General features: G+C 33.3%; 17 protein-coding genes and 1 other annotated feature. Of the genes, 6 read left to right on the top strand and 11 right to left on the bottom strand.

The genetic code is table 11. The features are described 5' to 3' along the window. Positions 1-263 precede the first annotated feature (263 nt). Both KHA96_RS04640 and KHA96_RS04635 read right to left on the bottom strand, forming a co-directional pair. Positions 264-1,436, bottom strand: coding sequence for an MFS transporter (locus KHA96_RS04640; RefSeq protein ID WP_213128100.1), 1,173 nt, complete (start codon positions 1,434-1,436; stop codon positions 264-266). 5 nt (positions 1,437-1,441) lie between these two features. After that, the gene (locus KHA96_RS04635) at positions 1,442-1,978 is read right to left on the bottom strand and encodes a PadR family transcriptional regulator (RefSeq protein ID WP_213128099.1); all 537 of its coding nucleotides are present in this window, start codon (positions 1,976-1,978) and stop codon (positions 1,442-1,444) included. Between the two features lie 116 nt (positions 1,979-2,094). On the opposite strand from KHA96_RS04635, the gene KHA96_RS23345 reads away from it, so the two are divergent. Both KHA96_RS23345 and KHA96_RS04630 read left to right on the top strand, forming a co-directional pair. Next, positions 2,095-2,349, top strand: a complete 255-nt coding sequence (locus KHA96_RS23345; protein WP_349305675.1) for a DUF6199 family natural product biosynthesis protein — start codon at positions 2,095-2,097, stop codon at positions 2,347-2,349. A gap of 27 nt (positions 2,350-2,376) precedes the next feature. Next, positions 2,377-2,892: a methylated-DNA--[protein]-cysteine S-methyltransferase gene (locus KHA96_RS04630; protein ID WP_213128098.1), complete on the top strand. Its 516-nt coding sequence runs from the start codon at positions 2,377-2,379 to the stop codon at positions 2,890-2,892. Between the two features lie 207 nt (positions 2,893-3,099). On the opposite strand, the gene KHA96_RS04625 is transcribed toward KHA96_RS04630, so the two are convergent. The 4 genes from KHA96_RS04625 to KHA96_RS04610 all read right to left on the bottom strand — a co-directional run bounded on the left by KHA96_RS04625 (position 3,100) and on the right by KHA96_RS04610 (position 5,657). Continuing rightward, on the bottom strand, positions 3,100-3,477 hold the full coding sequence (locus tag KHA96_RS04625) for an rRNA methyltransferase (RefSeq protein WP_213128097.1): 378 nt from the start codon (positions 3,475-3,477) through the stop codon (positions 3,100-3,102). 23 nt (positions 3,478-3,500) lie between these two features. After that, positions 3,501-4,286, bottom strand: a complete 786-nt coding sequence (locus KHA96_RS04620; RefSeq protein ID WP_213128096.1) for an LAGLIDADG family homing endonuclease — start codon at positions 4,284-4,286, stop codon at positions 3,501-3,503. Between the two features lie 147 nt (positions 4,287-4,433). Beyond that, positions 4,434-5,189: an alpha/beta hydrolase gene (locus KHA96_RS04615; protein WP_213128095.1), complete on the bottom strand. Its 756-nt coding sequence runs from the start codon at positions 5,187-5,189 to the stop codon at positions 4,434-4,436. Between the two features lie 174 nt (positions 5,190-5,363). Continuing rightward, a complete protein-coding gene (locus KHA96_RS04610; protein WP_213128094.1) occupies positions 5,364-5,657 on the bottom strand; it encodes a hypothetical protein in 294 nt (97 codons plus the stop codon). Positions 5,658-5,889: 232 nt separating this feature from the next. Between KHA96_RS04610 and KHA96_RS04605 the strand changes: the two genes are divergently transcribed. Beyond that, complete coding sequence (locus KHA96_RS04605; RefSeq protein ID WP_213128093.1) at positions 5,890-6,093, top strand: hypothetical protein; 204 nt, start codon at positions 5,890-5,892, stop codon at positions 6,091-6,093. Between the two features lie 14 nt (positions 6,094-6,107). Here the strand turns inward: KHA96_RS04605 and lepB are convergent, their stop codons facing one another. Both lepB and metG read right to left on the bottom strand, forming a co-directional pair. After that, entirely contained in the window at positions 6,108-6,653 is a 546-nt protein-coding gene (lepB, locus tag KHA96_RS04600; protein ID WP_213128092.1) for a signal peptidase I, read from the bottom strand. Positions 6,654-6,748: 95 nt separating this feature from the next. Beyond that, entirely contained in the window at positions 6,749-8,389 is a 1,641-nt protein-coding gene (gene metG, locus KHA96_RS04595) for a methionine--tRNA ligase (protein WP_213128091.1), read from the bottom strand. Between the two features lie 54 nt (positions 8,390-8,443). Further along, positions 8,444-8,702: a binding site (T-box leader), on the bottom strand. 216 nt (positions 8,703-8,918) lie between these two features. Between metG and KHA96_RS04590 the strand changes: the two genes are divergently transcribed. Continuing rightward, positions 8,919-9,092 carry a hypothetical protein gene (locus KHA96_RS04590; protein ID WP_213128090.1) on the top strand — a complete coding sequence of 58 codons (174 nt, stop codon included), beginning with the start codon at positions 8,919-8,921 and terminating at the stop codon, positions 9,090-9,092. 133 nt (positions 9,093-9,225) lie between these two features. Here KHA96_RS04590 and KHA96_RS04585 read toward each other — a convergent pair whose 3' ends face one another. Genes KHA96_RS04585 through KHA96_RS04575 form a run of 3 tightly spaced genes read right to left on the bottom strand, consistent with a single transcriptional unit; the run spans position 9,226 to position 12,135 of the window. After that, the gene (locus KHA96_RS04585; protein ID WP_213128089.1) at positions 9,226-10,845 is read right to left on the bottom strand and encodes an ABC1 kinase family protein; all 1,620 of its coding nucleotides are present in this window, start codon (positions 10,843-10,845) and stop codon (positions 9,226-9,228) included. A 16-nt stretch (positions 10,846-10,861) separates the two neighbouring features. Then, a complete protein-coding gene (locus KHA96_RS04580) occupies positions 10,862-11,317 on the bottom strand; it encodes a GNAT family N-acetyltransferase (RefSeq protein WP_213128088.1) in 456 nt (151 codons plus the stop codon). Between the two features lie 14 nt (positions 11,318-11,331). After that, positions 11,332-12,135 (bottom strand): HAD family hydrolase, encoded by an 804-nt coding sequence (locus KHA96_RS04575; protein WP_213128087.1) that lies wholly within the window; start codon positions 12,133-12,135, stop codon positions 11,332-11,334. A 233-nt stretch (positions 12,136-12,368) separates the two neighbouring features. Between KHA96_RS04575 and KHA96_RS04570 the strand changes: the two genes are divergently transcribed. Together KHA96_RS04570 and KHA96_RS04565 are read left to right on the top strand one after the other, a co-directional pair. Then, entirely contained in the window at positions 12,369-13,022 is a 654-nt protein-coding gene (locus KHA96_RS04570; RefSeq protein WP_213128086.1) for a hypothetical protein, read from the top strand. Between the two features lie 105 nt (positions 13,023-13,127). Further along, positions 13,128-13,757, top strand: a complete 630-nt coding sequence (locus KHA96_RS04565; protein WP_213128085.1) for a metal-dependent hydrolase — start codon at positions 13,128-13,130, stop codon at positions 13,755-13,757. Positions 13,758-13,882 lie beyond the last annotated feature (125 nt).

Here is a 13,882-nt window from a genome sequence, read left to right as displayed (position 1 = left end):
GACAAAAAAATGCCTCCTATATTCTTCAGAATAGGAGGCACGGGTGCATACCAAATAAAGAGACTACTCCCTATAGGTAAACATGAAGGTACTATCCTATTCTGAAAAACGCGAGTAAGACACCATAAATAAAACAGAATTATTTCCGTTTTTTAAAAATGCCTTCATTCGATTGTTTTCAATAAATAGGATTAGTTCCACATGTAATAAGTTCACCCTTCCGTTTTTACTTAATTTTACTATATGTCAAAGGAATCTTACTGTCAATTCATTGTTGCGTATTTTCTAGATCTAAAAGTATACATCTGATACAAGAGGAGCGCAATAATAGATAATACAATTCCAGAAATATAAGGGAGGCCAATCGCAATTGAAAAGAGCCAGCCACCTAATGGAGGACCTACAATTCTTCCTAAAGAATCAAATGAAGATAATAAGCCCGTTGCACTGCCATGGCCTAATGACGATTTTTTTGTTAATAATGCCGAAACGCTAGGACGAATAACGCCATTTCCAATTCCAAAAATAGATAAGAAAATGGCTGCAGTCGTAAAGCTGTCGACTAGTAAAATTAAGCCAAAGCCTATCGCTGAAATTACAATTCCTAATTGGATAACGGATCCTTCACCATATTTTTTAGTCATTCGTCCAACTAATCCACCTTGAACGATCGCTCCTGCCAGCCCCATAATCATAAATAAATAGCCTAAGGTCACTGTACTCAATCCTGCTTTTTTTGCTGCATAATAAGCAAATGTAGCTTCTAAACCAGAGAGAGAAAGTGAAATAAATAATTGTAAGAAAAACAATATAGATAAAGGTCCATTCAAAGATTGCCATAATGATGTTTTTTCTATATGAGCTTCGTGTTCGTCTTTCTTCTTTAACGATTCTTGTAAAAGGAACCCTACAAGGAAAAAAGTGAGTAGGGAAGATGCACCGGCTATTAAGAATGGAGTATTCAAACTAAATTTTGAAAAAATGCCGCCAATTGCAGGACCAAACACAAACCCAAGTCCAACCGCTGCTCCAATAATTCCCATTCCTTTTCCTCTGTCCTCTGGAGATGTAATATCAGCAACATAAGCCATCACTGTAGGCATATTAGCAGAAGATAAAAATCCCCCGATAATTCTTGCTGCAAACAGCATCCAAAGTTGAGAAGAGAATCCCATTAAGAAAAAAGAAACAGAAAGTCCAAATATCCCAATCATGATAACGGGTTTTCGGCCAATTCGGTCGGAAATCCGTCCCCACATTGGAGCAAAAATAAGTTGCATAAGAGAATAGACGGCCATCAAATATCCTAGTTGTGTTGGAGAAGCTCCGACATTTTCAGCGTAAAAGGGGAGTACTGGTATAATAATACCGAAGCCGACCATGACTAAAAACATGACGGCAAATAAAATCGGTAAAGCTTTTTTAGTTGCGGGCATGGAACTCACTCCGTTTCTTGTTGAATAGGATGCTTTAATAGTTGTTGAATGGTTTCGGTTATAAAAGATAAATCTGCTTCAAGCATTCTTTTTTTATGGTTCATGGCAATGGTTACACCGCTGCTGCATTCATGGATGGGAAGTTCTCTGATTGCATTGTATTTTTCTGTCAACATTTCTTGTTTTCTTTGCATTGATTCGATTGCCTCTTCCAACGGCAAGTGATCAAGGAACATAAAACCAATATCGCCTTCGTAAAATACGCTCTCAGCGTCTGAAAGATTTTTTACAAGTAATAGATAGAACTGTCTGCGACCATATTCATTTATGGAATAAACTTTCCTAGGCGGACGATTTCCATCAAACTCGACAGAAACGTCAATAAACCCTTCCTTACTTAATTTATCTAGTAAAGAGTAGGCAGTTGCTTTCTTCATATTCGAGATGAATGTGAGATTTTTTTCTATAAAATCATGAATTTGGTACCCGTGTTGACTATCTGACATTAGCAAACCAAGGAGAAGTAATGACCGATGATCCATGGCGACCTCCTTAACAATTAAATTGATTAAGTAAATTATAATTATTATACATTTGAATAGTCAAGTTGTGACTATCGTAAATGGGTTTTATACATTAGGAAAAGAAGGAAGAAAAAATGAATCTTTTTCTAGAATACAACCGTATATTTAAAAACTTTATTGGGGGAAGTACAATGACTGTTTTGGGCATTTTTGTATTTGTGGGAGGTTTTTTGATGTGGTTAAAACCTTCATTAATATGGGAGCTAACTGAAAGTTGGAAATCAAATAATGGTACTGAGCCCTCAGATTTTTATATTTCGTCAACACGTTTTAATGGAATTTTGTGCATAATAGTGGGGAGTATTACAATCACCGCAGCTTTTTTATGAAAAATTTTATTTGTAAGGGGATTTAATATGGATTACAGTAAATTAACACTATATTGGTCGTTATTGGAAATAAATGACTGGAAACTGCATATTGCTGCGACAGAAAAGGGAGTATGTTATATTGGTCCAATTAATGAGACTTTTAATGATTTATCTAAATGGTCCAATAAGCACTTTCCAGAATATGATTTAATCGAGAACTCTTTTAAACTTGAAAAATATAAGGAAGAAATTATTGAATATTTGGAGGGAAATCGAAGAAATTTTACTTTTCCGATTGATTTAAGAGGAACAAACTTCCAAATAAATGTTTGGAATGCACTATGTAATATTCCTTTTGGTGAGACGAAATCTTATTCTGATATAGCTTATGCTATAAATAAGCCAACGGCTGTTCGTGCAGTTGGATCAGCAATAGGGGCAAATCCGATTTTAATGACAGTGCCTTGTCATCGTGTAATTGGAAAAAATGGATCATTAACTGGATTTCGTGGTGGATTGGAGATGAAAACGAAGTTATTGGATTTAGAAAAGCAAAGATAAACAATATTAATAAATTTTTAATGTAGGTCATTAAAATTATTAATTCAGGCATTTGAATTAAAAGAAAACAAATGCCTGAATTAATTTAATGAGAAATTCATTTTTCGTCTCAATATTAATAGTATACTTTTGTTATGAAACATAATAGTTCTTTTATAGTTAACTTCCGATAATATATATTATGTTCGGGGTACTGCATAAGACATATTATTTTTTCACCACCCTATTTTTATAATCAGTATTTTTTATATTACTTAAATCAATAAAATTAACGCTATATTCAATCACATCATTAATAAATAACCCATGTTCTTTAGCAAGTTTCTTTACTGATTCCAATAAATTTTCATCATAAGTTGTTTTATATTTAATTCTATCTTTTGGTCTAGTTTCTTTGTTATAAGTGATCGTTCCTTTTGATACAACTGTTTCTAATCCATTTTCAAGAAGATAATTAATGTGTGTATCATTTTCTTCAGCAATGATCATTAAATGATCTAGTATTGATTTGCTAATATTTGTCCTAAATTTAACTCTAGAATCATCTGTCATTTGAATTAATCTTCCATTAACTAATTTCCACACGAATATCACTCCTAATAAAATCATTAATGCTGTTTTGAATGTTTAGTCATATAAGTTTTTTTATATGTAACATAATTATCTGTAGCATTATTATAAATTATTGTAGCAAGCTTAGGAAGCTCATGTTTTCCTTTTACCCAAACCCGGTAAATTGTTTTTCCTAAAGAAGTTATCTCAGTTGTAATTTCAGTCCTTAATTCCCAAGTTTCAAAAACTAAGAAAAGTCCTTTAGCAAATGCGATACTTCCAGTTGTAACATTCATAACATAGCCTGTTTTTTGAACCCATCCATCACCATCAATTACCCCTCTTATAAAGGATGCTAAATATTCTTCTGGAACAGGCGGAAATGGAGCATTAAAAGTTTTACTAGAATCAATTCCTAATCTTTTAAGATCATTCTTAATTTCTATAGAATTTATGATTAATAATGGTGTTTTTCTTGAATTGCCAGTAGGCGCTAGGACATAATCAGCGTTCATGTATTTGGCAATTAATTGAAGGATTCTTTCATCCTTCTGTGATATAGTAACACAATGTATATTTTTATTTATATGTCCATCAGTAATGATTAACCCCAACACCCACGCCATTTCATGTGACCACACTTTAAAAAAATCTTCATTCACCTTATGCTTTCTTGGCTGACCTGATGATTGTTCACGATTCATTTTGATTCCATGTTTATACATAACATTGCGAATCGCACGATCTGAAATACCAATAATGGGCACCATTTCTTTAAAAGGCATGCCACTTTTATACATTTCAATAACAACTTCATCCGTCATACCAGGATTTCTGGCCATTCCCCTTTCTCCTCCTAAATATATTCTTCTTACTATATATAATAGGAACATTTGTTCTTAAAGTCAAGTTTTGTATCCAGGAATGAATTCATCAAAAAAGAGTCATCCCTTAAAAAATGACCCAAAGATTCGTGTATGTGAAGAGTTTTAGGATTCTTTAACAGCTGGAAAATTCCCGACAATCTTATGCAGCCAAGAAATACTCATATCAAACCATTGAGCAAAATCATTGTCTACAAATGATGTTAAACCCGACGAAGTTAGCGCTTTACTTAATGATAGTCCGTGAGTTCCTCTTTGAAAAATATGTGATTCAAACGGTATATTTTTTTCATTTAAAGCTTGCATAAATTGAATTGTGTTATTAACGGGAACAAGTTGATCTTCAAAAGAAGAGAATATAAAAGTCGGTGGTGTGAATTCATCAACCTCTTTTTCCAGTGAAGGTACTGCAAATGCAAGTATATCTGACATCGAAGACAAAATACAGGGGTACCCCAACAGTAGTGCATTTGGTCTAATCCTACCCATTGTTCCAAGGGCAGCTGCAAGATGGCCTCCTGCAGAAAACCCAATAACAGCAATTTTATTTTCAGCGATATTCCATTTTTGGGCATTATCTTTTAGTATAGAAATCGCATCTTGTGCATCCTTAAAGGATACGTCAAATGTATGCTCTGTTCCTACTGAATAACGGAGAATAAAGGTATTGAATCCTTCTGCTAAATATGCCATGGCAATGGGCTCTGCTTCCCGATCAGAAGTATTAAAATATCCTCCTCCTGGTAAAATCAATATAGCTGGACGGGATGAAATATTGCTAAATGCGTCAGAACTGTCTAATAAATAAGCAGTTAGTATAACATCTTTATTCTCGTTTACATGAACTTTCTCATATCTCATTATTTACCTCCCGAAAAAACTTCAATTTCTCTTCACAAGAAATACTTTTTTATTTAATTTTACCAATTTATTGAATTTATGAAAGATCTTTGTTTAAAAGTAGTCGATTATGGCAATTCTCATTGTTTGATATGAATGTCTGTCCTTCCAATATGCTTTTTATATCCATTATCCTTATTTTTCCTCCGTCACGACTGTTGCATTATAAATCACAACTCGTTTTCCGTTTAAATCAAACAACACCTTATTTCCATATTCGGTATCTTGAATATCAATTTTACCTTCGTATTCCTCAATCAATTTTCCTTCATTACTGTATACTTTTACAATTCTTTCAATTCCACCTGAATTATTTGATTTCCAACTTTTAACAGTTCTTTGTCCAGAGGCTGTATTAAAATACCATATAAACAAACCAGCAATGATGCAGACAATGGCTACTGTACTAATTAATGCACTCTTCTTCATCGATAACCCCTCCTATGTCTGTTTAACATTTTTATACGAATAATTATTAAAATAGTTTCATAAAAAGAATGTTAATCAACGATTAAATCCCACTTTTACTTACTGGTCTAAAGACATAAAGAATTAAATAATGACATCCATTTCACCATAATTTTATAAAGATATTTAATTTTCTTATTGGATAAGTTAAAATATAATATCAAATATACTTATATAATAAGGAGTGATTGACTTGGCATCTTCCAAGGCAAAAAAACATAGGCAAAAATTAGCTCGTGAAGGACGAAGAAATCCTGATAACAACAGAAGCCCCTTTGCATTATCTGATATGAGGACAAGGAAAACAAAAACAAAAAAAGATCGACTTTATACGATAAAACACAAAAACCATGATTCCAATAAAGGAAACGATGGTTTTTGTGTTTTTATTGGATAAAAGTTTTTTATGATTTATTTGGGATTACCTATTTTCTCCAATGGATAAAATCTAAATTTTACCTCTCCAATAACCGACTCGGCAGACACAAATCCAAATGATCGACTATCCTTGCTATATAAACGGTTATCACCCATAACGAAGTAAACTCCCTTTGGCACATTTGATTTTCCTGTAATTTCTTTTAACGTAAAATCCCAAGTAATTTTATTTAAAGGAGAACCTTTTTTATTTTCTATTAAATAGGGTTCCTTTATTTCTTTGCCATTAACATACAGTATATCATCCTGCACTTTTATTCTATCCCCTGGCAACCCAATTACCCTCTTAATATAATGTTTATTAGCGTCTGGCGCATTAAACACAATTACATCAAATCGTTCAATTTTAGTCGTCTTGCTTACTACAATTCTATCGTGTTCATGAAAGGTGGGTGACATTGATTCTCCAAATACAGTTGTAGGTGTGAATAGAAATTGCCTGCAAATAAAAGCGATAATGAAAGCTAATGCAATTGATTTCATCCAAGAATATATTTCTTTTTTTGTACTTTTTTTCATAGTTTCCACCTCTCGAGCTTAATTCAAATATTTTATATCATTATCGTATCCTATGTTTAGGGCTATTAACAAGCATATTTATGTTGCAGTATTTCTTATGAGTTTTTCGATTGTTTGTATAGCTTTTCAATTTCGAACTGGATATTTTCAACTTCAATCCTTTCAAATAAAGGCTTAACGTCGTTTAAAGAAATTGCAGTGTTCTCTATTACACTCCAATTAAAGCTTGGAATTGCTAAAATCTCTTTTATCTTTTCACTTGAAAATGGCAAAAATGGTTGCAATAGCTGTGCCAAATTTTTGATGATATATACACAAGTTGTTAATGTATTTTCACATTCTGTTGGAGTTTCTTTAATTTGAATCCAAGGCTTTTCCTCATCAAAATACTTATTTGCCCGCCTGACAAATTCAAAAATTAATTCTAGTGCAAGCTTAAAGTAGGTTTCTTCAATATGCCGACCAACTTTTGAATAAAGCTGTTCAATCTCAACTTTAATTTGTTCATCAATATTTCCTTTTGAAAGCTTTCCTGCGTATGATTTCTCTATAAATTTTAAAGTACGATTGACAAAATTCCCGTATGCTCCTAATAATTCACTATTATGACTGTAAACAAACTCCCTCCAGGAAAAATCAGAATCCTTGTTTTCTGGCGCATTTATCGTTAGAAAATATCGAATTGAATCTGTTTCAAACTTTTTCAACATATCCTTAACCCAAACCGCCCAATTTTTACTAGTTGAAAGTTTTTTTCTTTCAATGGTTAAATACTCATTCGATACAATATGATTAGGCAAGTTATTTATGCCGGTTCCCATTAAGATTGCTGGCCAAATGATCGAATGAAAAGGTATATTGTCTTTGCCGTGTATATAATAAGATTTTGTTCCTTCGTTCCAAAAATCTGATTCACTATGATTGTTATCATTCGCCCATTTTTTACTAGCTGAAAAATAACCTGCAACAGCTTCTATCCATACGTATATTTTTTTCTCACTATACCCTTTAACAGGTACTGGGACCCCTATCGGCAAATCTCTAGAAACAGGACGATCGTGCAACCCTTCCTTTAAATATCTTTCGGTCAATTGAATAGCATTCGCTCGCCACAAATCATGTCTTTTTGCAAAATCAACATAATCCTCTAATTTTGCTTGAAACGTACTTAAACTAAAATAAAAATGTTCCGTTTTCTTTGACGAAGGAGAATCTCCACATAATTTACATCTGTTCTCTAGAAGATCTAATGGGTCTAAAATTTTCGAGCAGTGATCACATTGATCCCCCCTCGCTTCCTTCCCACAGTTTGGACAAATCCCTTCGACAAATCTGTCAGGCAAAAATTGATCACATGTATGACAAAATGCTTGCTCTATCTCTTTTTTATAAATATATCCGTTGTTTAACAACTGTAAAAATAGATCCTGTACAATCTCGTGATGAAGTACTGTATCTGTACGTGTATAACAATCATACGAAAAACCTAGCTCTCTAAAACAATTGCTGAACTCTTCATGATATTTATCTGCAATTTCTTTAGGAGTAACTCCTTCCTGTTTTGCCCTGATTGATATTGGAGTTCCATTACAATCACTTCCGGATACATAAAGTACCTTCTCCCCTTTTGCTCTGTAATACCGTGCTAAAATGTCCCCAGATAATAAACTAGCGATGTGTCCTAAATGAAGAGATCCATTGGCATACGGCCATGCTCCGCAAATCAAAATATTCATTATTCTTTTCCTCCTTCTAAAGAAATAAAAAAACCCCGCCCTATGACAAAATTGTCAAAGGACGGGGTTACACCCGTGTTACCACCTTTATTCACTAATCACTCACATAATTAGCCTCCATAAGTACGGAACGAAAACGCTCTTATACTTTGACATTTATAACGAGTGCCAAGTCTCGTCATAGCCTTGCTTAAAAAAGTTCAGCTATGCAACTCAGAGACCATCTTCAACCAACTCTTCTTTGCTTCTTTTCAGCTGCCGAAGCTCTCTGTATAAGAATCCATGGATCTACTCTTCTCATCATCGTTTTTGAAGTTTAGTGATTTTCATTATTATTACATTTTCTGTAAGCAAACACAAGAAAGATAAGAAAATATATTTTTAAAAAATTGTGATCAACTACACTGGCAAAATTAGCTTTATTCACAAATATTTTTTATATGGATTAGCAAAAATAGCTCTCTATACTATACATTTATCCAAACATTTTTTATACTATTTCTAAAGGGTTAATTCTGGAGGTATAATTATGACTGAAGGTCCTAAAAAAATATCATTACAAGAAGCTATGCAAAAAAAGCTTGCCGAAAAAAAAGCGGCGCAAAAAACTAATGCAAGTGTGAAAGGCAACACAGATACTAAAAAATTAAAAAGTCAACAGACGAAAAAAACGAGCAATACAAGAAGGAAAATGGGGGTTTAATTCCTCGACTAAGTTTATGGACAATAGATCCATAAACTTTTTTCATTAATAAATGAAATGATTTTCAAAATTCATCAATTATATTTGTAAAAAATAATAAGGATTAGGAGAGAGAACTATGTTATCCCCCACCTCATCCCCTTCTATGATCTTGCATATATTTCATCCATTTTTTCTGCCTGGAGCTATATATAAAGTATGCTAAACCACTTATAAAGAAGTCACCAATTGCCATTTTCCAAATCAATGGATGTGATATATAGAAACCAATTGGGATTCCAATCATCCCAATAAGCATTAACTGAAATAATCGTTTTTTATTATTTTCATAAATCGTAAATTGAAAATGCCTTCTTTGTTCAACTTCCTTCATACGATCAAGTTGTTGGGGCAAGGTAAGAAACTCTTTTACAGAATAGACAATTCTAAATAATGGCTGTGATTGGAGCCAGTGCCACAGAAAAGTCCATTTATTATTTCCTTTCTTTTCTAACCACTCCATAAAAACTGGCTTAACTAAATCAAAGAGCTCTTCTTCCGGTACGAGTTCCCGAATCATTCCTTCAATCGTGACGAAAGCTCTTCCTAAAAATACAAATCGAATTGGAACTTGAATAGGGAGTGATCGGATTATATCGTTCATTTCCATTTTAAAAGCAATCAAATCAATATCTTTTAACTGTATTGATTGAAAGGACATTAGCTCGGCTAACAGTTTTTCCATCGTTCTCGTATCAGCTTCTGGCAAAACAAATCCTAATTGGATAAAACATTCAACTGCTTTTGCATAATTTTTTGAAAGGAAACTTTCAATCAAGGCTTGAAAATGAGCAGCATCCTTTTTGGAAATTTCCCCCACCATACCAAAATCAAGTAAGATAATTTTTCCTTCTTCTGTTACAAGTACATTTCCGGGATGTGGGTCAGCATGAAATAGTCCAGACTCCAGCCATTGGGGAAGAAACACTGAAATGAGCTTTTGTGCTAAGTCATTTCGTTTTATAGATAATTGATTTAAAGCATTCGTGTCAGTGATTCTTTTCCCTTCTACCCATTCCATAACAAGAACTTTTTTAGTACTCAAATCGACATGGACTGAAGGGATTTTAATAATATTTACTTCTTTGAAGCGTTCTTTAAAAGATAGTAGCGTTTCTTGCTCTTTTAAAAAATCTAGTTCATTTTCAATAACATCTTTTAATTCATTGTATAGCACCTTTAAATTGATGAAACCTTTTGGTATCGGAATAAAATGATCGGCAAACCAAATAATGAATCCAAGTGTTCGAAAGTCGATTTTAATGATTGATTCAATATGTGGCCGCTGCACCTTGATGGCAACGGTTGAACCGTCTTTTAATACAGCTTTATACACTTCACCAATTGAAGCGGAGGCAATCGCCTGTTTTTCAATCGATATTAAATGATGATTAAGGGCGCATCCCCATTCCTTTTCAATGATTGCCTGAATCTCGTCAAAACCGGATGGTGGCACTTTATCTGTAAGATCTTGCAATTGTTTAATAAATGCATTCGGCAGAATATCACCCCGAATACTAAGCATTTGGCCAATTTTGATTAGGAGTCCCTCTAACTCAAACAGCGTCTTCCGAAACCGCTCTCCTATTTTTTCCCAAAGATATTCCCAGTCAGCTTCAGACTTTCTCCTCAATTTATATGAATAAACTTGGAAAAAGCTTATAAAAAACATCGAAAGTACTTTATAAATACGAAAATACTTATTTGTTTTCATAAATACCTCTTGTTTATTATGATAAGTCTTTAGAGAATCGTATCATATCAACAGCTTGTATTCCGTTTTCAAATATTGTTTCAGGATAATGTCGAATAAAAAAATCTCTATCAATCCCTGTTATTCTAAACCCGCATTTTTGATAAAAGGCTAGTTGGTCTATGCTTGAATTGGCGGTTCCGACTTCAATCGTTTTATACCCCATTACTTTTGCTCTACGCATTGCATCCAATATGAGTTTTTTTCCGATGCCTTTTCCTTGATAATCTTCTGCAACAGCTAAATTTACTAATTCGATCGTACTAGGTCTTGTAGGTAAAAGTACAGAAACACCAATAATTCGATTGTTATCGTCCGCTACAAAGCATTCCCCTTTTTTTATATACTCATTTATATGTTCTTTGGAAGGGTCAGCTAATAGCAAAAGATTCACCGGAATCTCTTCATTCCTATTTAATTTTCGAATCTCCATAATCTATTACCCCATTACCGAATTCCAACATTCATAATTAGTTTATCTAGAATTGGAAATAGCTCATCTAAATGTTGAATTTCATATGTTGGTATTATATCTTTCCGTTCTTTATTATGCCGATTGATCCATACTGATTTGATTCCAGTACGATTGGCGCCAAGAATATCTGTATTTAAGTTGTCTCCAACCATTAGAACTTCATCTTTGTTTATATCCATTAGTGATAAGGCATGTTCAAAAATAGATGGGTCGGGTTTACCTTTCCCAAATCCCCCAGAAATTACGATATGTTCAAAGTAAGGTGAAATCTCTGGAGTTATCGTTAATTTTGTATTTTGTAAATCGGGTGATCCGTTCGTTAAAAGTAATAGCCGATAATGGTCCTTAAGTTTATTTAATACTTCAAATGTTTCTTCATACACAAATGGAAGATTTTTTCGCTCTAATGGAAAACGTTCCGCCAACTCATGGCCAAATTCATCATCGTCAATACCTACCATTTTTAAGCCTTCTGTCCAGGCATCTTTTCGATACGTTGGAACAATTTCTTTCATTTTTAAAAAATCTGGTTGATCATCAAGGAAGTTGCCCCAAAGTCCTTCAAACGGGTTAATACCGATCATTTGTGTAAATGGATACGTTTCATACGTGGAGTACAAATGACTGGCTGCTTTGCGAACTGCGTCTTCCAACACCCCTATATTTATTCCGTAACGTTCTTCAGCAACTTTGCACGTTGCGATAAATGCTTCTTTTACACTTTTTTGGTCCCATAGTAATGTATCATCTAAATCAAAAAATATCGCTTTAATCATAGTTCTCGCCTCTTAACTAAATATTTTATCAATATGGATAGTGTACCATCTTTTTGGATTAATAGAATAGATAATCCGTTTCAATATGTTTTTTATAGGTTATATATATACTAATAGAAAATTACTAGATTTTGTTACAAGTTTGTAACAATAGAAATATATTTGAAAAAAAGTGAAACTTTTCCCGTTATGATACGTCTATTAAGTATAGGAACAAACGAGGAGTGTTAAATATGAAAACAAAATTTTATGCCATTCTTATCATGTCTTTTGTGTTATTTATTGCTGGAGCGATCGGGCATGAAGGACTACATAGCAAGGCCACACAACAGGAAATATCAGATATTTTAGTACACCCTCAAAAAAATAATAGTGAATTAAACAAGAATCTTGTTCTTAAAGATTCCGTCACGGTTAAAGTTGAAACAGTATCCTCTGTAAAAGGAATTGAATCGGAAACAACAGTTGAAAAAACCACACCTGAAGATGTTGCAAGTGTTAACGATGATGAGTCCTTATTACCAAAAGAGGTTACAATAGATGGTACTATATTTATAAATATTATGAATGAAGAAAAGTTTTCTGATCTAAGCCAGCTGGCTCGTAAATATAATGCAGGTTTATATGCAATCCCTGAAAGTGACGTTTTTGCTATTGTAAAAGAAGATAACCCCATCTTCTTCATGAGTACTGGTGCAAAATCAGCTTTAAAAGACTACTCAGACCTCCTTTCAGAGTCTCTTGCTTTCAGTGGATTTGAAAACCTTGAAGAGGTTCGTAATAATTTGAACTCTGTTTTAGAAACTGGTAAAGAAGTAAATATTGTTGATGGATATGAAGGATATTCGATTTTCCAAGAAGATGAATGGGTATATGTATCTTGGTAAAGCTTAGGATTAGCGCCATATAAGGTGTTAATCCTAATTTTATTTTAATCCTCTTAAATTCATGTTACGATACTATTTTAGTACAACATGAGAGGATGCTTTTAGATGGATGGAAAAACTCATTTTATCGCAGGAGGAATTGCAGGAATTGGTGTAGCAAGTTATGTAGGAGCAGAACTTTCAACCGCTATTTCTTTTACATTATTAGGGGCATGTATTGGCTTAGTTCCTGATCTCGATGTAAAAGGAACACTTTCAAATAAAATTTCTTTAAATAAAAATTGGATTATCACCCTTTTAGGGCTACTAGGTTTATTAATCATTGTAAATAGTTTCATAGTTTATAAGGAAATTGATCGATTGCTTGGATTTGGATTGGGACTTGCCTTACTGATCCTTCCACCTTTTTTCATTAAACAAAAGTATATGTTATTACTGACAGGTGCAGCATCTTTAATAATAGGGATAACTCAACAAAGCACTTGGTTAATGCTGCTGGGGATATATATTTGTGTTGCAGCCCTTCTCCCCCATCGTTCCCTTACCCATTCTTTAATTGGGTTGTTTTATTTTTCTTTGATTGGCTACTTTTTAGAAAAGGATTTTCAGACAGATGGCATATTACTCGTTTGTATTGTGAGCTATACTAGCCACTTAATATTGGATATGAAACTTTTTCCTAGAAATCGTAAAGGGATTAAACTGTTTCAACCTTTTTCAAACATTGAGATTTAAAACCGGCATCTCCCACTAAAACTGGGTTAACACCGGTTTTTTTTTCTAGGTTTAGTTACCTTAGCGCCATTTTTGAATAACATACAATGTCTTTTACTTACCCATTTTAAAAACAAGATATTTAT

It is taken from the genome of Bacillus sp. FJAT-49711, assembly GCF_018343715.1.
Lineage (GTDB): Bacteria > Bacillota > Bacilli > Bacillales > Bacillaceae_C > Lederbergia.
This window is presented reverse-complemented; position numbering and strand designations above follow the sequence as displayed.

What these genes read in the sequence shown, in the direction of transcription:
- KHA96_RS04640 (WP_213128100.1), bottom strand. Translation starts at nt 1,436, where the DNA reads ATGCCCGCAACTAAAAAAGCTTTACCGATTTTATTTGCCGTCATGTTT.
- KHA96_RS04635 (WP_213128099.1), bottom strand. Translation starts at nt 1,978, where the DNA reads ATGGATCATCGGTCATTACTTCTCCTTGGTTTGCTAATGTCAGATAGT.
- KHA96_RS23345 (WP_349305675.1), top strand. Translation starts at nt 2,095, where the DNA reads ATGAATCTTTTTCTAGAATACAACCGTATATTTAAAAACTTTATTGGG.
- KHA96_RS04630 (WP_213128098.1), top strand. Translation starts at nt 2,377, where the DNA reads ATGGATTACAGTAAATTAACACTATATTGGTCGTTATTGGAAATAAAT.
- KHA96_RS04620 (WP_213128096.1), bottom strand. Translation starts at nt 4,286, where the DNA reads ATGGCCAGAAATCCTGGTATGACGGATGAAGTTGTTATTGAAATGTAT.
- KHA96_RS04615 (WP_213128095.1), bottom strand. Translation starts at nt 5,189, where the DNA reads ATGAGATATGAGAAAGTTCATGTAAACGAGAATAAAGATGTTATACTA.
- KHA96_RS04610 (WP_213128094.1), bottom strand. Translation starts at nt 5,657, where the DNA reads ATGAAGAAGAGTGCATTAATTAGTACAGTAGCCATTGTCTGCATCATT.
- lepB (WP_213128092.1), bottom strand. Translation starts at nt 6,653, where the DNA reads ATGAAAAAAAGTACAAAAAAAGAAATATATTCTTGGATGAAATCAATT.
- metG (WP_213128091.1), bottom strand. Translation starts at nt 8,389, where the DNA reads ATGAATATTTTGATTTGCGGAGCATGGCCGTATGCCAATGGATCTCTT.
- KHA96_RS04590 (WP_213128090.1), top strand. Translation starts at nt 8,919, where the DNA reads ATGACTGAAGGTCCTAAAAAAATATCATTACAAGAAGCTATGCAAAAA.
- KHA96_RS04585 (WP_213128089.1), bottom strand. Translation starts at nt 10,845, where the DNA reads ATGAAAACAAATAAGTATTTTCGTATTTATAAAGTACTTTCGATGTTT.
- KHA96_RS04580 (WP_213128088.1), bottom strand. Translation starts at nt 11,317, where the DNA reads ATGGAGATTCGAAAATTAAATAGGAATGAAGAGATTCCGGTGAATCTT.
- KHA96_RS04575 (WP_213128087.1), bottom strand. Translation starts at nt 12,135, where the DNA reads ATGATTAAAGCGATATTTTTTGATTTAGATGATACATTACTATGGGAC.
- KHA96_RS04570 (WP_213128086.1), top strand. Translation starts at nt 12,369, where the DNA reads ATGAAAACAAAATTTTATGCCATTCTTATCATGTCTTTTGTGTTATTT.
- KHA96_RS04565 (WP_213128085.1), top strand. Translation starts at nt 13,128, where the DNA reads ATGGATGGAAAAACTCATTTTATCGCAGGAGGAATTGCAGGAATTGGT.